The sequence below is a fragment of the Paenibacillus sp. Cedars genome (genome assembly GCF_003184205.1).
GTDB lineage: Bacteria > Bacillota > Bacilli > Paenibacillales > Paenibacillaceae > Paenibacillus_AQ > Paenibacillus_AQ glucanolyticus.
In genome coordinates, this window is the sequence record NZ_CP020866.1 from 4,459,291 (window position 1) to 4,475,274 (window position 15,984).

Genomic DNA, 15,984 nt, shown 5'->3' on the forward strand with positions numbered 1-15,984 from the left:
TAAACAGCTCAGCCGGCGGATAGATTCACATCTGCCACGAAAGTGGGTAATATATTAATAGAAACCTGTCGGAATCTGATTCGTATTTACTATAATTAATCGAATGGTGGTGATCCCTCATGCGCAAGCCGACAAAATCCAAGCTGATCCGACTTTCACTCTTGCTGCTGGTGGCAGGGATCTCGTTGCCAGCCGGAGGCAAAACAGTCAGCGCCAATTATTTCAACAATCTGTATGATAATATCCAGCAATTCTCCGGACTGCCTGAAGAAATCAATCAGCTCAAGAACAACTATAACCAGGCTTTGCAAGAACTTGATAAAGCAAGAATCGCGTCCGAGCAGCTGCAGCAGCAAAATGTAAATCTGGCAGAACAGAACTCCAATCTTTCGGAGCAGAATCAGCAATTGACCCAAATGGTAGGTCAGCTGCAAGAGGCGGAAGCCGCGCGCAAAAGGGGAGCCGAACGCTTGAAGACGGTAGCCATAACCGCCGTGGCCTTAGCTGCCGGATACTTTGTTATCATACGTGTCCTTCGATTCGGTATGCGCCGGACAAACCGCTTGAAATAGGACAAGCTCCATATCTCTTACACCATCCATATCCTATAGACCATACAGAACAAAGGAGGCGCGGCCTTGATTATCCGAATGGAAGATGCAGCGGGCAGCGGAGCCGGACAAGCGGTGACCTTCTCCCTGACTGACGGAGACACAGTCCATGTTCTGCATCCTGAGCAGATCGTTGCCTATCGTGGTCCCTCCTCCGGGCGCAGCGATCGTCTGATGAATGTGAAGGGTATCTATCGCAAGAAAAAATGGATTCGTGCCGACATTGCCGGTCCAAGCCAATTCACGGCAGCACTTCCCCCTGGCTTTAACATGCATGAGATTCAGCTGGAAGGTGAACAGGACATGCTCTATGATTTTCGGCATGTTTTCTTTTATACCAAACAGGTTACGATGCAGACACGGATACTAAAGATCAAGAACATGCTGGTAACGCGGGATGCCATTAAGATGAAGTTTTCCGGAAATGGCAGCATCGGCATCTTGACCCAGGGTCCTGTCTGCAAAGTCAAGCTGCATCCCACCGAGCCGTTGTACGTTGACGCCGGGAGCATCATCGCATATCCCGAAGCAGCTAAGCTGGACCTGACCGTTTACGGCAATCATCTGGCAAGCCAGCATATGAACTACCATTGGAAGCTGACCGGTGACGGGTATGTCTTGTTTCAGGCGGGACGCCAAAATCAGCGGCTCGTTAACGAACTTAACGACGAAGGAATAATTAAGCGGTTTTTACGGGAAGCAATTCCCTTCGGCGGAGTGTTTATCAAATAATCAGGCCGTGCTATAATGGAAGGCGTAGTTAGAGCCGCAGGATATTCAACCAGAAGCGGTCGCAAGAACAACAGAAGACAATCCATGCCCCGTTAACGGTGTATGGGAGAGGTTCGTGAACTCCCTCTATAAAAAACTATCGTGTCTTATTCGGTGTAAACCCTAAGAATAAGGCTTGTTTTTTTACGGATTCAGTTCAATGAACTTCTCTTTCTTCTACGGGATCAGCCTTCGGCTGCTCTTAATTTATGAAGGATGAGAGGTTTTTTTATGCTTAAAAATGAAAAAGCGGTTGTTGTTTTCAGCGGTGGCCAAGACAGCACCACCTGCCTGTTCTGGGCGAAGGAACGCTTTGCCGAAGTCGAGACTGTAACCTTTGATTATGGCCAACGCCATAAACTCGAAATAGAATGTGCTGCACAGATTGCCAAGGAGCAAGGCGTGAAGCAGACGGTGCTCGATATGAGCCTGCTTAATCAGCTGGCACCCAACGCGCTGACACGGAGCGATATTGAAATCGCAGAAGGTGATGGCTTGCCGACCACTTTTGTGGATGGACGGAACCTGTTGTTCCTCAGCTTTGCCGCTGTGCTTGCCAAGGGCGCCGGAGCCAAACATCTGATCACAGGCGTGTGTGAGACGGATTTCAGCGGTTATCCCGATTGCCGGGACAGCTTTATTAAATCACTCAACGTTACACTGAACTTAGCCATGGACTACCCGTTTGTCATTCATACGCCGCTGATGTGGCTCGACAAATCGGAAACCTGGGAGCTTGCCGACCAGATGAACGCACTGGAATACGTTCGTGACCACACGTTAACCTGCTACAACGGCATCAAAGGAGACGGCTGCGGGGAATGCCCTGCATGCAAATTAAGAAAAGCCGGTCTCGACAACTATATGTTGCGCCGTAACCGTGTATCTGAAGGGGGGCGCCTGGTATGAGCCGCGAGCCCGGGACTTTCCGCATTGTAGAGCACCTGCAGAAGCTTGGAGAAGACATCGATGCCGGAAGCCTGCGTTACCACCGGAAGCGGGTGCTTGTCTCGAAAGAGTTTACATTTGATGCTGCCCATCATCTGCATTGTTATGAAGGAAAGTGCAAGAACCTGCACGGCCACACGTACAAAGTGGTCTTTGGTATCAGCGGTATTCCCAATGAAGTCGGTATTACCGTGGACTTTGGCGACATTAAAGATTGCTGGAAAACGGATATCGAACCTTATCTGGATCACCGTTACTTAAACGAGACCCTACCGCCAATGAACACAACAGCGGAAAACATGGTGGTCTGGCTGTTTGAAAAAATGGAGGACGCCCTCCGCAACAAAGAGTCGCACGAGCAACAAGGCACACGAACCGAATTCGTTCGCCTGTTCGAGACGCCGACCAGCTACGCCGAGGTCAGACGGGAGTGGATGATCCATGAATGATCAGCATGTTACAACCGCGAACGATCCGGGCCGCGGCTCCTCCGCCGCCGCAACGGTGGACCGGCCGATTCCCGTCATGGAAATCTTCGGTCCCACCGTTCAAGGTGAAGGCATGGTCGTAGGCCGCAAGACGATGTTCGTACGTACGGCAGGCTGCGACTATCGCTGCTCCTGGTGCGATTCCGCCTTTACGTGGGACGGGTCCGCCAAGGATTCCATTTCGCACATGAGTGCGGACGACATCTGGCAGGAGCTCTACCGCTTGGGCGGAGAACGCTTTGATCACGTCACGCTCTCCGGCGGGAATCCCGCTCTTCTCTCCCAGCTTGGCTCCCTTGTGAATGAATTGCATCGGCATGGAATTACCGTTGCCGTGGAGACACAGGGTTCACGCTGGCAGGATTGGCTGAACGAGGTTGACGAAGTCACCATTTCGCCGAAGCCGCCAAGCTCCGGAATGGCTACGGACTGGGGCAAGCTGGATGATATCATCTCCCGCTTGTCCGGACGTCCGCCCGGCAGATCCTTCAGCCTGAAGGTTGTGGTGTTTGACGATCACGATCTGGCTTATGCGGAGACGGTGCACGAACGTTATCCGAATGTGCCATTCTACCTGCAGACCGGCAACCCCGATGTAGGCACTGGCGATACAACCACGCTTGTCTCTCATCTGCTGGATCGGTATGAGCAGCTTGTTGAGGCTGTCATGTTATCCGACCGCTTGAACGATGTGCGTGTATTGCCGCAATTGCACACGCTTGTATGGGGGAATAAGCGCGGAGTATAACCGTCTGTAAGTATCAGCTTGATTAAGATGAAGAATACAAATAGTGATAAGGAGTTTTCGTTCATGGCTGGAAGAAAAAAAGAAGAGATGCAAGACGTTACCCTGCTCGGCAACCAAGGCACTAAATATACATTTGAATATGATCCCAGCATTCTGGAGAGCTTTGACAACAAACATGCCTACCGGGATTACTTCGTCAAATTCAACTGCCCCGAATTTACCAGCCTGTGCCCGATTACAGGCCAGCCGGACTTTGCGACCATCTACATCAGCTATATTCCGGATATCAAAATGGTCGAGAGCAAGTCTCTGAAGCTGTATCTGTTCAGCTTCCGCAACCATGGCGATTTCCATGAGGACTGCATGAACATCATCATGAATGACCTCATCAAACTGATGGATCCGAGATACATCGAAGTGTGGGGCAAATTTACCCCGCGCGGCGGCATTTCCATCGATCCGTATTGCAATTACGGTCGTCCGGGAACCAAATACGAAGACATCGCTGCAAACCGCCTGATGAACCACGACTTATATCCGGAGACAGTGGATAACCGTTAGAATGCTGCTTGTGAAAATTCAATATGTGTCAAAAAAAAGGGTTGCCCACGCACGATAAGCGGGCAACCCTTTTTGTCACAAGAATAATCGAATATATACCTACAAGGAAGATTCCATATTCCGCAGGCGGCAGCTAAGACGGCGCTTCTTGTAGAGCATTTTTCCGGCTTCGGCCACATCACTGATGGTCGCCTTATTGCTGATCGATCCAAATACGATCCCGGCAATCGGAATCAGCTGAAACAGCTTTTTCATGCCGAAGTTGTCGGTATAGGACAGGACCACTTCACGCCAGCCCTGCAGTTGGGAGAATACCTGCTCCGTCGCCTGCTCCTCATCAAAACGGGCAAGCTCTTCAAGCACGGCCTTCTTCCCCACGATGTCTGCGGATGAGAATTGCAAGCATTTTACGATGAACACCCGCTCCCGCGGATCGTTCGGATCATAACCGTAGCAGAGTGCCATCTCCTGCAGCACCTTGAGCGACTGACCCAGCACCATCGGCAGATCTGCAGCGATCGTAAACACGCCGCCGATTCCCGTTGCTGCCCCTTGCGCTGCGGCGAATTTGACACGCTTGACTGTTAGCGTATCCGCAGCGGTATCCATCACGTGGAGTGGCAATGCTGCGGCAGATGCCAGAGTCAGCTCCTCTGTCCCCGTCCTTTTCTCATCCCCGTCCTCAAACTCGCTAGCCGATTTCCTGTGATCGGATTTCACGGATGAGCTGGAAGCTGCCTCCGAAACATCCAATCCCGCGGTTTGAGCCAGTACGTTCAACACCGTCTTCTCGCGAACAAGATGCTTTCCACCGTTCTGAATAAATCCGCCAACCTCATTCAGGGCACTGCCGATTTTCTCTTGAACTGCCTTGGGGGTGAGGCGATCCAGCAGCATAAAGGGAATTCTTCCGAGCTTCTCCCAGAACATAACATCCTTCTGCTCTTTCTCCCATTTCAATATCTCTTGAAGCTGCGACTCCAGCTGTTGCCGTGATTCCATCTCCGTCATTCTCACTATCTCCTCTACCCACTATTAAAAATAACTATAGGGTGTATACGCAGCAAAACGCCAAAAAGACGCAACAAATTGAAAATTCTCTTATCAGTCTTTTCCTCCATTCGCAAAAAAAGAGGCCAACCCCTTATTCAGGTTAACCTCTCTCCTCTATTCTTCAGTCTATGCCATGTTACACCTGGATCATTTTATTTCCCTAAGTATGCGTTCAGCATCCAGGTATGCTTCTGAACATCGCTCACCATACCAGTCAACAGATCAGCAGTAGCATCGTCACCCTCTTGATTGGCTGCTTCGATTCCGGCTTTCAGTTCCACGGCAAGCTGCTCGAAATCTGCAACCAGCTGACCCACCATCTGCTCGGCACTCTTCTCATTCGAAGCTTCCTGAAGCGTGGCGAGTTTCAAGTACTGTGACATCGTTGCTGCCGGTTTGGCGCCAATGGCCAGCATCCGTTCTGCCAGCTCATCTACATAACCTGCCGCTGCGTTGTACAACTCCTCAAACTTCTCATGCAGCACATAGAATTGGGGGCCTTTGACAAACCAGTGATGATGGTGCAGCTTAACGCCAAGCAGGCTCCAGTTGGCTACCTGTGTATTCAAAATCTGCTGAAGTTCATCCGTTGTAGTTCCTTGCGTATTATGGGTTAAGTTACTCATCTATATCGTCTCCTTTTATTGTATTTAGACTTATTCTAAATCCTTGTATTAATCATACCAGATTACTCTCTCATTTGCAAAGGATATCGAAACTTATCAGATGAAGATAGGATGAAGAAATCCCCAGCTATTTATACTCTATCCTAATTTATTTTTCCATCCGCCTGCAGTGACAGGCATCATATGGCCTAAGCTCACAACGCTTACGATAATCCCAGTATGGCCTTCATTTCCTTTCGCTTTTGTTTTGAATTCATCACATATAAAGTGTCCCCGGCCTCAATTACAGTATTGCCTTTGGGCGTAATAATACGCTTCTGCCGAATAATGGCCGTAAACAGGATGTCATCTGGCAGACCCAGCTCCTGAATCTCCTTACCGATAATGGGCATCTCCCCGTCCACAACGATGTGGTTAATCTCGGAATCTGCTTTGCCCAGCGCCATTAACTCCAATAAAGACGGAGCTTTGGCCTTGTCTCTCTCCACCAATGAAAGCTTCTGGGTTAGAGGGGAAATTGTCGTGCCCTGAATTACCGCGGAGGTCAGCACAACAAAGAAAACCACATTAAAAAACAGCTCCCCCTGCTGGACTCCCGCCAGAACAGGATATGTAGCCAGCACGATCGGCACAGCTCCGCGGAGTCCGGCCCATGATATCAATATCTTCTCACGCACGGCAAACTTGGTGAACAGCAAGCTGGCGAACACGCCAATCGGCCGGGCAATGAATATTAGAATCAGAGACAACAGCAGCCCTTCCCATACAATCCCCGACAGCTCATTCGGGAACACAAGAAGTCCCAGTAGCACAAACATCACGATCTGCATCATCCAGGCAAATCCCTGATTAAATGCTTGAATCGTCTTGCGGTAAGTCAACTCGGCATTGCCAAGCAGCAGCGCCATGACGTATACAGCCAGCAATCCGCTGGCTCCGAGCCAGGCGGCGGATGCATAAGTCATCACGGCAAACCCCAATGCCGTAACGGGGTACAAGCCGGAGGAATCAAAATTGATGCGGTTAATTACATATACAGCCAGCATTCCCAAGAGCACACCCACGACCAAACCGAGCCCCATCTCCATGACAAAAGAAAAAATCAGACCGAGCAAATTCATCTCCGGACGTTCTATCCATTCGATTAACGACACGGTTAAAAAAACCGCCATCGGATCATTGCTTCCGGATTCCGCTTCCAGTGTCATCCGAATCCGCCTCTTCAGATTCGTTCCGCCTAGAACCGAGAATACGGCAGCTGCATCCGTCGAGCCTACAATCGCTCCGATTAATAGTCCCTCTTTTAAGGATATATCCAGAATAAAGGCTGCGCATACTCCAACGACAACGGTGGTTAGTAAAACACCAATCGTTGCAAGGGAAACAGCGGGTCCAAGCACCGGTTTGATCTCTTTGAAATCGGTCTGCATCCCTCCTTGAAACAAAATAACGATCAGAGCAAATATTCCGACCAGCTGCGTAAGCTCCGCATTATCGTAATAGATGAATCGGCTGAGAATCATGCCAATTGCGATAAACAGCACCAGAGCAGGCATACCGAAACGGGAAGAGAACTTTGTGGTCAGGACGCTTGTCAGAAGCAAAGCGCCGCATAGCAGAATCATGGAATCAACAAAACTTGGCAAGCTCATCCCTCCGGTGTCAGCAGATCAAGTTAAACTATATTACCCTAATAACATGTTCTTTCCGCATCAAGGCAGTTGGAATGTGCCTTGGAAACCCATTTCTGACGGGAAGCAAACGTTTACTGGAAATTTCGCACCCAATGACTTTATACTGGTAATTAGCGACATGCATAGGGAGGTCTCAATCGAGTGAACATTTCTATTATGAAAGGCGATCAGTTACATCATGCAGTTGAACTGTCCGACCGTATTTTTCTTAAGCAGCCCGAACAGCCTTCTATGGGAGTATCTTTCCCTCCGATATTCTCGCCGGGCATCAGCCATTCTTACGGAGCCTGGGATCAAGACAAACTGGTTTCCTTTATGGGATTTGTACCTTTTTCCATACAAATTCGTGGTGCGAAGCTAAACATTTATTCCATCGGCTCCGTTTGTACAGATCCCAACTATCGGGGTCAGCGACTTGCCGGCACACTTCTGGAACAATGCATCCACCATGCCGAAGCTTCAGCAGCATCCTTAATTCTGATCTCTGGCGGCCGATCCCTATATACCCGGGCAGGCAGCCGTTTGTTCGGCCGGGCATACCGGTTCCGTCTATCCCCGGCCGTCATAGAGCCATTACGCACGGCAACCGGTAAACAGGTGAACATCCGGGCTATGCAGCCACAGGATCTGTTCGATGTGCACCGACTAATGGAGCAGCGAGATGCTGGATATGTTACCACTGCCTCAGAGCTTAACAAACTGCTTGATGCAAGTGCATACTCCAACGTGATCCGCCTGGAACAGCAGGTGCTTGTGGCTGAAGAAGACGGCGTATTGACTGCATTTGCGATTATTGCCGTACCAGGAACCGTCATGACTCCTTCCAGAGAATCCACCCTTGTGGAATGGGGCGGAAGCCCTGAAGCAGCTGCACTGTTGATAGCAGGCGCTATCCAGTCCTTCAATCTCACAGAGCTGACCGTTCCTCTGCCATGGCAGGATAACGAGCTCGCTGCACTCATCCAATCTGCTGGTGTCACACCTGAAAATATACGAAATGACGGAACCGTGTATCTGGTCAGCGGCCCCCGATTGCTTCGCCAATTGGCGCCTCTGCTGCCCGATGGTTTAATTCAAGCAGAGGGCGAACATGGTCCGTACCGCCTGACGCTGAACAATGAAGCATTGGTGCTCGATGATGAGGGACTGCTCTCGCTCTTGTTTGATCCGGAGTCATCATATCGGACGAACGGCAGCGTAACCTTTGACCCTATACCTCTTCCGTATACAGCAGGTCTTCAATATATTTAGCGTTTTATATGAAGGTGCATATGTTCCTTCCTCTTATGGGGGAAGAGCATATGTGCCTTTTTTTTCAATTAAGAGTCTTAGGTGCGCTACACACCTGTTATTAACAGGCCTCCACGTATAATGATTCACATGTGTACACCCCACCTGACGAATGGCCGTCCGCCTATTTTTGACTAGATAAGTGCCCTTCTTCTCCGCTTCTACATAGGATGAGGTAACCTACCTGATAGAAAGAGGTGCATGGCTTGAGTCACCATCATAAAAGAGGACTTCAAACCCAAACAAGCCTTGGTATCCCGGGTCTGATCCCCGGATATCCGTACTATCCTTATCCATACTATCCACCGTATTATCCAATCTATCCTTATCCACCATTCCCTCCAGGTTATCCGGGCGGCGGACCTGGATATCCTGGGCCGGGGCCGTGGCATCCGGGCGGACCTGGGCATGGACCTGGGCCGGGGCCTTGGCATCCGGGCGGACCTGGACATGGACCTGGACCCGGCCCGTGGCATCCGGGCGGACCTGGACATGGACCTGGTCCCGGTGGACCCGGACATGGACCTGGTCCCGGCGGACCGGGACATGGGCCGAGGGAAACGCGAGCACAACGCAGCAAGCGATAATCAATAACACGGAAGAAATATAACATGAATGCAGATTATCGCGCACAAGCAAACCGCCCGGGGAACCGGGCGGTTTTTGTTATCCTGTATCACATATACATAGAGATAGTACTTATCGTCTCTTTCTTGTTTCTTCCCGATCCGGACTTACAATATCAGGACTCACCGCACCGCCGTTGCCATCACCATAGCCTTGATACAGGTTAGGATCCGGAACGGCATCCTCGGTAGCAGCCGCTGCTTCGGAACGGGAATCCACCGGAGCGCCTGTTCCGCTGTATGTGCCTTCTTCACGGTAATGATGCTCATTCAGCGCGCTGTGACTCCGAAATATATCATATACCCGGCCGCCATTGGATTCATCCGCATCCACCATCACCAGAATATGGCCTTCGTTCACGTATCCTCCATACTCCTCTGCTTGCTCTTCCGGAATACCCAGACCAATCAAGCCGCCAACCAATCCACCCGCGCCGGCTCCTACGGCAGCTCCTGTAAGGGTTGCTGCGATAGGACCCGCGGCGATAATTGGCCCAATGCCCGGAATGGCCAATGCACCTAATCCAGCAAGCAATCCGGTTACACCGCCCAGCACACCACCCGTTGCTGCTCCGGAAGCCAGCCCTTCAGGTGCCTTGGTGCCTGTCTCCTCCTGAATATGGGAAGATTCACCTCGATCTTTAGCAATGACAGAGATTTCATCGGCTCCGAATCCTTGCCGCTTTAGCTCCTCAATAGCCCGGGTTGCTTCTTGTTCCGTCCTAAAGGCTCCAACAATTTTCTGAGTCATATGAATTACCTCCTGGTTTGTCATTTTCGGTTATCGCTGTACATTCCTAACTTAAACGCCAGCCGCCATAATCAAACATTGTAACCAAAATACATATTTGACCAAAACCCTATACTGGCGGGAAAGTTCCACATTTGTCCAAATTCCAGACTGGTAATATTTAACTAATGTTTCATTCATGCTAATATAGCAAGTAAGCACTTTGTACTTTAAAAATTGAATAGGTTGGTGATCCCATGAATTGGTTCAAACCATTCGAGGACGATCTTGCTGCAGCATTCTCAGCGTGCGAAGCAAGGCTAGGGGAGTTACCTGCTCCCCTGAACGAGATCGGACTATCGTATTTGAAGAAATTTGATGTATTCGAGCAGGATAGTTCCAAAAATTACATTTGTTATCTTCTTCCCTTCTGGATGAAAGAACTGACCGCACTCCCCGGCGATGTATATCGTCGTCTCTCAACCGCTAACATCATCGGCATGTTATACTACTTCATTCAAGATGACATAATGGATTCACCCCATGACAGTCAGTCTCCGATAGATCCAAAACACCATCTCGCCCTTGCCAACCTGTTGTATTATGAATTTCTAACATCCTATCAGCCATACTTCCCAGCTGAATCCAGCTTTTGGTCCTATCTCAAAACATACACGCGAGAATGGTCGGAAGGTGTCATGCATGAGACTGGAGATGATTACTTTAAGGACAATCCGATCCTGGTTGCCAAAAAAGCGGCACCGGTCAAACTCGGCAGTACCGCCGCATTGCTGCTCTCTGATCAGGCCGATCTGATCCCCCGTACAAATGACGCCATGAATCATGTCTTGCTGACCTTGCAAATGATGGACGACTGGACCGATTGGAAGCAGGATCTTGCCGATGGCAGCTACAATTGCCTGTTGTCGCTCATTAAATCTGAACAAGGGATGCCAAGTGATGCGCCTCTGACGCTATCGGAAGTACAAGAAGCACTCTATATCCACAATATACTGAAGCCCTATGCAGAGATTGCTGCAGCAACTCACGCTCATCTCTTAACGATAGAGATCGACGCCCCTCATCTCATGTCGTTCCACCAAACGATTGTAGATGAACTTCATGTCGAGGCGGAAAATATCGAAAACAGTAAAAAAACACTTTCGTTTGGCGGGTTAAACTATTATTTGTCTATACTGAACAAAAAATAATAGATTTTATATTTATTCCATGGTATTCTTTAAGAGTAAAAAATAACCAATTTATTTGAAAGGGTGATTCTAATGACGACAGAAGCCATCTTTCAAACACAATTGATTCAAAAAGCTTGGGAGGATCCTAGCTTTAAGGCAAAATTGCTCAGCGATCCTAAATCCGCCATCAAGGAAGTCCTTGGCGTACGGATTCCAGACCACATCGAGATTCGAACTCTTGAAGAAAATCCCGGCGAGCTGTATCTGGTCATTCCTCCGAATCCAACGGGCGTGATCAAATCTGAAGCCAAAGAAAGAGCCATCTGGTAAAGACTACATAACAGCAGGGGAATTTCATAAATAGATTCACAAGAAAAACATCAATCAACGTGCTTCCTTAGAAGGACAAACCACGTTGAGAAGATGTTTTTCTTGCGATTATCGGTAAAAAGAGTGGGAACGACAGCCGTCCATCGCTACCGCAGCTCTGGCGAATCATTCGCAAGCTGCGGGAAGCGTAATGATGGCATCCGTCCCCACTCCTTTTCTGCTTGTAAAAAAGATATCTCCGTCCATCGCCTCGATAATTCGGAAGGTTACCATCAAACCAAGACCGGTTCCTTTGGTTTTGTTGGAGAAATAAGGTTCTCCAAGCCGAGCTATTACATCCGCCCCCATCCCCTCTCCATTATCAACAACATGGATAAACACTTGATTCTGCTGCCGGTAACAACGGATATGAACCACCCCTTCTTCTCCCAGTGCCTCAATGCTGTTCTTGATAATATTAATGAAAGCCTGCTTGAATTTGGAGGAGTTTCCCCGAATGGTAATATCCTCTGGAATATCCACAGTGATCCTGCCTCCCTGCAGATGGGCGAGAGGGGCAAGTATGCCTTCGATATGCTTGAATTCTTCGGAAATCTGAAGCAGCGTGTCTTTGCCGAATTCCGGTTTGGCAAAGGTTAAGAAATCCGTAATAATACCGGAAGCACGGTCCAGCTCCACCAGAGCCAAATCCAAATATTCGCGTTCGGCAGCCTCCGCCTTTCCAGTAAGCAGCTGCAGGAACCCCCGCGTAACCTGAAGCGGATTGCGAACCTCGTGTGCGACCGATGCTGCCAGCTCACTGATGATCTCCATCTTCTCCGAACGCTGCAGCTCATTGTTGAACATCTCAAGCTCTTTGGAGTATTGAAGAATCTGCTCATGATTTTTGGCAAAATGTCGCCCAAGGATAACAATCAATGCAATAATGAAGCTGACAATCCCCCACTTCCAGAGGAACAGATTGTAGCTGCCCCGGGTCATGAAAAATTGCAGCAGCTCTCCCAAACCTATAACGGCAAACACGGCAAAACCTGCATTGAAAATGACGGCATCCCTATTGCCCCTGAAGGCATAAAACATCGAGCTTCCAATCAGCAATATGAACTGAATGATCATCACAAACCCCATGACTTGCACGGAAAAGAAATAATACAAATCAAACCATTGATTGGAAGCCAATTGATTGACCACCAGAAACAGCCCGCAAAACAGCGAATAAACCACCTGAAATTTACGGAGTTTATGCAGCATATTTTTCCAACCGAGCCCGAATATTTTTTCAAAAAAGAGACTGAACGAAGGGAGTAGAATAAACAAAGAAATGTCGTATAAGTGAGTGTAGATATGTCCATATTCATCAAAAATCGTATAAAGAAACGGGGAGTATGTAAAAACAAGTATGCCTACAGATAAAACAATAAAGGACAGCGATAATACGGCAATCAAATATTTTCTGTTAAGGAAAATAGCGCAGATCAGCATAACAAAAGCAATAAAAACAAAGGCGCTTCCTAGAATGATATCCACCAAATTCGACTTAACAAACTGATTTAGCAGATCATGATATTCGCCGACAAGGATCTTGCCTTCAATCGTCACATGATCCCTCGCGGTTTCCAGCCAAATGTGAAGGTCCTTGCCAAGCAGCTCCTTATCCAAAGGAAGCAGGATGTGGTTCAACTCATAATTGTACGCTCTTGTAGATTCGTAAACCTTCACATGATCGGCATAAACTGCAACCTGCTGTCCATGCAGCTTTTCGATCAAAATCCCCGGAGACGCAGCTGTAATTTCAGGAATTTTCATATGAATCCATGCGGATGTCTTGGCATGCGGCTTCGATGGCTCTGAAGCACCAGCTGAAGTCTCCGTCCAGTCTTCCCTATGTGCGGGTACACTCTCCGGTATTCCTCCGGACTCGGACCAGAGGATTCTCCACTCTTTAATCGCTGCCCGTGCTGCCGTTTCTTCGGTGGCAAAGACAAGCCTGGGGTAGCCCTGGCTTAAAGCAATAACGATGATCAGGAACACAGCGATTCTCCATCCAGACCTCATTGACGCACCTCAAACATTATAATGAGTGAATACCTTTACTGAGTTATTCGATGCAGCAAAACCTTCCACCTTCTAAATTTCGGAAAAATGATAAAATTTCCTATTCATTATGTAAAAAAGCGGAAACAAACCGTAAAATAAGAATGGCGGTGCCAGGATATTATCCCTTTAGCACCGCCATGTCTCTGTAATTCATTTTAGATGGGTGAGGTAAGGCTGTTCGTCCAGTGAGCAAATCTGCTTTTGGGACATCTCCTCATGGTGCAGCTACTCTGGTTGCGATACATTCGCAGCCGGAAACCGGATAACAGCCTCGGTTCCACTCCCCTTTTCGCTCATAAAATGGATGGTCCCACGCATCGCTTCAATAATCCGGAAGGTAACCATCAATCCAAGCCCCGTCCCTTTGGACTTATTCGAGAAATAAGCCTCACCGAGTCTTTCCAGATCACGGGCGTCCATGCCAATGCCATTATCCTTAATGTGAATCACGACTTCTTCCGACTCGGCATACGCCCAGATGCGAATAATCCCCTCTTCATCCAATGCCTCTATGCTGTTCTTGACGATGTTAATCATCGCCTGCTTCAATTTGGAAGAGTTGCCGTTAATATATAAATCCTTGGTATCATCAAGCTTGATTGTCCCCCCGCTAAGATTCGCAAGCGGAAGCAGGATTCCTTTCACGTGCTTAAGCTCCTCATACACATTCAGCTTGACCTCATGCTCCAATTCAGGCTTGGCAAAGGTGAGGAAATCCGTGATGATGGCGGACGCCCGGTCCAGCTCCTTCAGCGCCAAGCCAAAGTACTCCTTCTCGGTCTCCTTGGAGTTTTGTGACAAAAGCTGCATGAAGCCGCGCGTCACTTGCAGCGGATTGCGAACCTCGTGTGCAACCGAGGCGGCCAGTTCACTGATGATCTCCATTTTCTCCGAACGCTGGAGCTCGTTATTAAACATCTCGAGCTTCCGGGAATATTGGACCACTTGCTCATGACTGCGGACAAATTTGCGGCCAAGCATAACGATCAGGGAAACAATCAGCGCGATAACGCCCCATTTCCATAGAAAAAAATCATATTTCTGGTCTTTATAATAGAAGGCCAGCAAATCTCCCAGCGTTGTTAACGCCATGATACCAAAGCCAAATGAAAAGATATAAGCATCCTTATTCCGCTTGGAAGCATAGAGAATCGTGGTTCCAACCAGCAGCAGGAGCTGCAGAATAATCAGGACGCCCAGAATTTGCACCGAGACGAGATAATAAATGTCATAGAACTGATTGCCGCTAAGCAAGTTCACGACAAGGAATATAACACAAGCCAGGGAATAGATCATCTGGAACCTTCGGCAATATCGAATCAAACGATAAGGACCGGAACCATATATTTTTTCGAAATAATAATACATCGCCGGCAGCACCGTTAAAAGCGCAACATCAAATGCCGTAACCCACACATTTCCGAGATCACCGTAGAAGGTATACAAGAAAGGGGAGTACGTAATAAGCAAGGCCCCGCTTGCCAGTATCACCACACTAAGTGCAAGCCAGCTGGATACCGTATGCTTCGGAAGAAACAGGCAGCAGCAGAACATCACCACGGCAATAAACAGAAATGAGCTCCCTAATATGAAATCTTCCAGGTCGTTCTTGATGAACGCTCCCCGCAGTTGGTCATATTCGCCAAGTCTGACGTTGCTGTCAATGCCCAGCGTTATATCACTGACGCCGCTCATCCATAGGTAAATGGTCTTTCCGGCGTCCTCCGGATGAATGGGGAGCAGCAGCGAATGGTTTGTATACATATAGTCTCGCTTGGCTTCGTATAACAGCTCATTCTCCAGAAAAACCATAACATTCTGTCCCTTAATGCGATCAATCATGATAGCGGACTGACTCCACGGAAACTTGGGCAAGGTAAAACGATTCCATGCCGAATATACCCCATCTGACTTTGGGGGCCCCGTTTCATCTGGTCTTCCCTCTACCCATCTCCCTGGATCCTGGATATTGGCTGGCGAAACGACGTCCTGTGGTTCCAGATCCCGCATATACTGCCAGTCGGGGATCAAGATTTGAGCATCGTATGCGTCCGCTTGTTCCGGTGACATCATGGATATAAACAGCAGCAGCGGCAGCACCAGCAGGAATATGTATTTGGGCATATCCTTCATCTAGTCAGCACCTCTAACCGTTATCATAGTCAATAAAAATGCGTTGCCTTCCTCGCTATGTCTAATTCGACAAACTTCGTGTCCA

At 48.7% G+C, this 15,984-nt stretch carries 16 protein-coding genes and 1 riboswitch; of the genes, 9 read left to right on the top strand and 7 right to left on the bottom strand.

Annotated elements, in window-relative coordinates; genetic code table 11:
- Positions 1–119 precede the first annotated feature (119 nt).
- The 6 genes from B9D94_RS22325 (at position 120) to queF (ending at position 4,127) form a co-directional block, all read left to right on the top strand.
- Positions 120–572, top strand: a complete 453-nt coding sequence (locus B9D94_RS22325; RefSeq protein ID WP_006208701.1) for a hypothetical protein — start codon at positions 120–122, stop codon at positions 570–572.
- 66 nt (positions 573–638) lie between these two features.
- Positions 639–1,343 (top strand): AIM24 family protein, encoded by a 705-nt coding sequence (locus tag B9D94_RS22330; protein ID WP_006208700.1) that lies wholly within the window; start codon positions 639–641, stop codon positions 1,341–1,343.
- Positions 1,344–1,450: 107 nt separating this feature from the next.
- Positions 1,451–1,482: riboswitch (PreQ1 riboswitch) on the top strand.
- A gap of 131 nt (positions 1,483–1,613) precedes the next feature.
- Positions 1,614–2,291, top strand: coding sequence for a 7-cyano-7-deazaguanine synthase QueC (gene queC / locus B9D94_RS22335; protein ID WP_036641320.1), 678 nt, complete (start codon positions 1,614–1,616; stop codon positions 2,289–2,291).
- Positions 2,288–2,779 (top strand): 6-carboxytetrahydropterin synthase QueD, encoded by a 492-nt coding sequence (queD, locus tag B9D94_RS22340; RefSeq protein WP_148248001.1) that lies wholly within the window; start codon positions 2,288–2,290, stop codon positions 2,777–2,779. Before queC ends, queD begins: the two co-directional genes overlap by 4 nt.
- Positions 2,780–2,855: 76 nt before the next feature.
- Positions 2,856–3,566, top strand: coding sequence for a 7-carboxy-7-deazaguanine synthase QueE (gene queE / locus B9D94_RS22345; protein ID WP_052649264.1), 711 nt, complete (start codon positions 2,856–2,858; stop codon positions 3,564–3,566).
- A 63-nt stretch (positions 3,567–3,629) separates the two neighbouring features.
- Positions 3,630–4,127 carry a preQ(1) synthase gene (queF, locus tag B9D94_RS22350; RefSeq protein WP_036641315.1) on the top strand — a complete coding sequence of 166 codons (498 nt, stop codon included), beginning with the start codon at positions 3,630–3,632 and terminating at the stop codon, positions 4,125–4,127.
- 99 nt (positions 4,128–4,226) lie between these two features.
- Here the strand turns inward: queF and B9D94_RS22355 are convergent, their stop codons facing one another.
- The 3 genes from B9D94_RS22355 to B9D94_RS22365 form a co-directional block, all read right to left on the bottom strand.
- A complete protein-coding gene (locus B9D94_RS22355) occupies positions 4,227–5,138 on the bottom strand; it encodes an EcsC family protein (protein WP_036641314.1) in 912 nt (303 codons plus the stop codon).
- A gap of 194 nt (positions 5,139–5,332) precedes the next feature.
- On the bottom strand, positions 5,333–5,806 hold the full coding sequence (locus B9D94_RS22360) for a Dps family protein (protein WP_006208694.1): 474 nt from the start codon (positions 5,804–5,806) through the stop codon (positions 5,333–5,335).
- A gap of 203 nt (positions 5,807–6,009) precedes the next feature.
- A complete protein-coding gene (locus B9D94_RS22365; RefSeq protein WP_040680340.1) occupies positions 6,010–7,458 on the bottom strand; it encodes a potassium/proton antiporter in 1,449 nt (482 codons plus the stop codon).
- Positions 7,459–7,641: 183 nt separating this feature from the next.
- Between B9D94_RS22365 and B9D94_RS22370 the strand changes: the two genes are divergently transcribed.
- Positions 7,642–8,751, top strand: a complete 1,110-nt coding sequence (locus B9D94_RS22370; protein WP_148248002.1) for a GNAT family N-acetyltransferase — start codon at positions 7,642–7,644, stop codon at positions 8,749–8,751.
- Between the two features lie 219 nt (positions 8,752–8,970).
- Here B9D94_RS22370 and B9D94_RS31115 read toward each other — a convergent pair whose 3' ends face one another.
- Together B9D94_RS31115 and B9D94_RS22380 are read right to left on the bottom strand one after the other, a co-directional pair.
- Positions 8,971–9,423 (bottom strand): hypothetical protein, encoded by a 453-nt coding sequence (locus B9D94_RS31115; protein ID WP_172963983.1) that lies wholly within the window; start codon positions 9,421–9,423, stop codon positions 8,971–8,973.
- Between the two features lie 66 nt (positions 9,424–9,489).
- Entirely contained in the window at positions 9,490–10,167 is a 678-nt protein-coding gene (locus B9D94_RS22380; RefSeq protein WP_006208690.1) for a general stress protein, read from the bottom strand.
- A 236-nt stretch (positions 10,168–10,403) separates the two neighbouring features.
- Between B9D94_RS22380 and B9D94_RS22385 the strand changes: the two genes are divergently transcribed.
- Both B9D94_RS22385 and B9D94_RS22390 read left to right on the top strand, forming a co-directional pair.
- Positions 10,404–11,357: a class 1 isoprenoid biosynthesis enzyme gene (locus B9D94_RS22385; RefSeq protein ID WP_036641303.1), complete on the top strand. Its 954-nt coding sequence runs from the start codon at positions 10,404–10,406 to the stop codon at positions 11,355–11,357.
- Between the two features lie 72 nt (positions 11,358–11,429).
- Positions 11,430–11,669 carry an NHLP leader peptide family RiPP precursor gene (locus B9D94_RS22390; protein ID WP_006208688.1) on the top strand — a complete coding sequence of 80 codons (240 nt, stop codon included), beginning with the start codon at positions 11,430–11,432 and terminating at the stop codon, positions 11,667–11,669.
- A 165-nt stretch (positions 11,670–11,834) separates the two neighbouring features.
- On the opposite strand, the gene B9D94_RS22395 is transcribed toward B9D94_RS22390, so the two are convergent.
- Both B9D94_RS22395 and B9D94_RS22400 read right to left on the bottom strand, forming a co-directional pair.
- The gene (locus B9D94_RS22395) at positions 11,835–13,724 is read right to left on the bottom strand and encodes a sensor histidine kinase (RefSeq protein WP_152827557.1); all 1,890 of its coding nucleotides are present in this window, start codon (positions 13,722–13,724) and stop codon (positions 11,835–11,837) included.
- Positions 13,725–13,991: 267 nt separating this feature from the next.
- Positions 13,992–15,899, bottom strand: a complete 1,908-nt coding sequence (locus tag B9D94_RS22400) for an ATP-binding protein (RefSeq protein WP_006208686.1) — start codon at positions 15,897–15,899, stop codon at positions 13,992–13,994.
- Between the last annotated feature and the right edge of the window lie 85 nt (positions 15,900–15,984).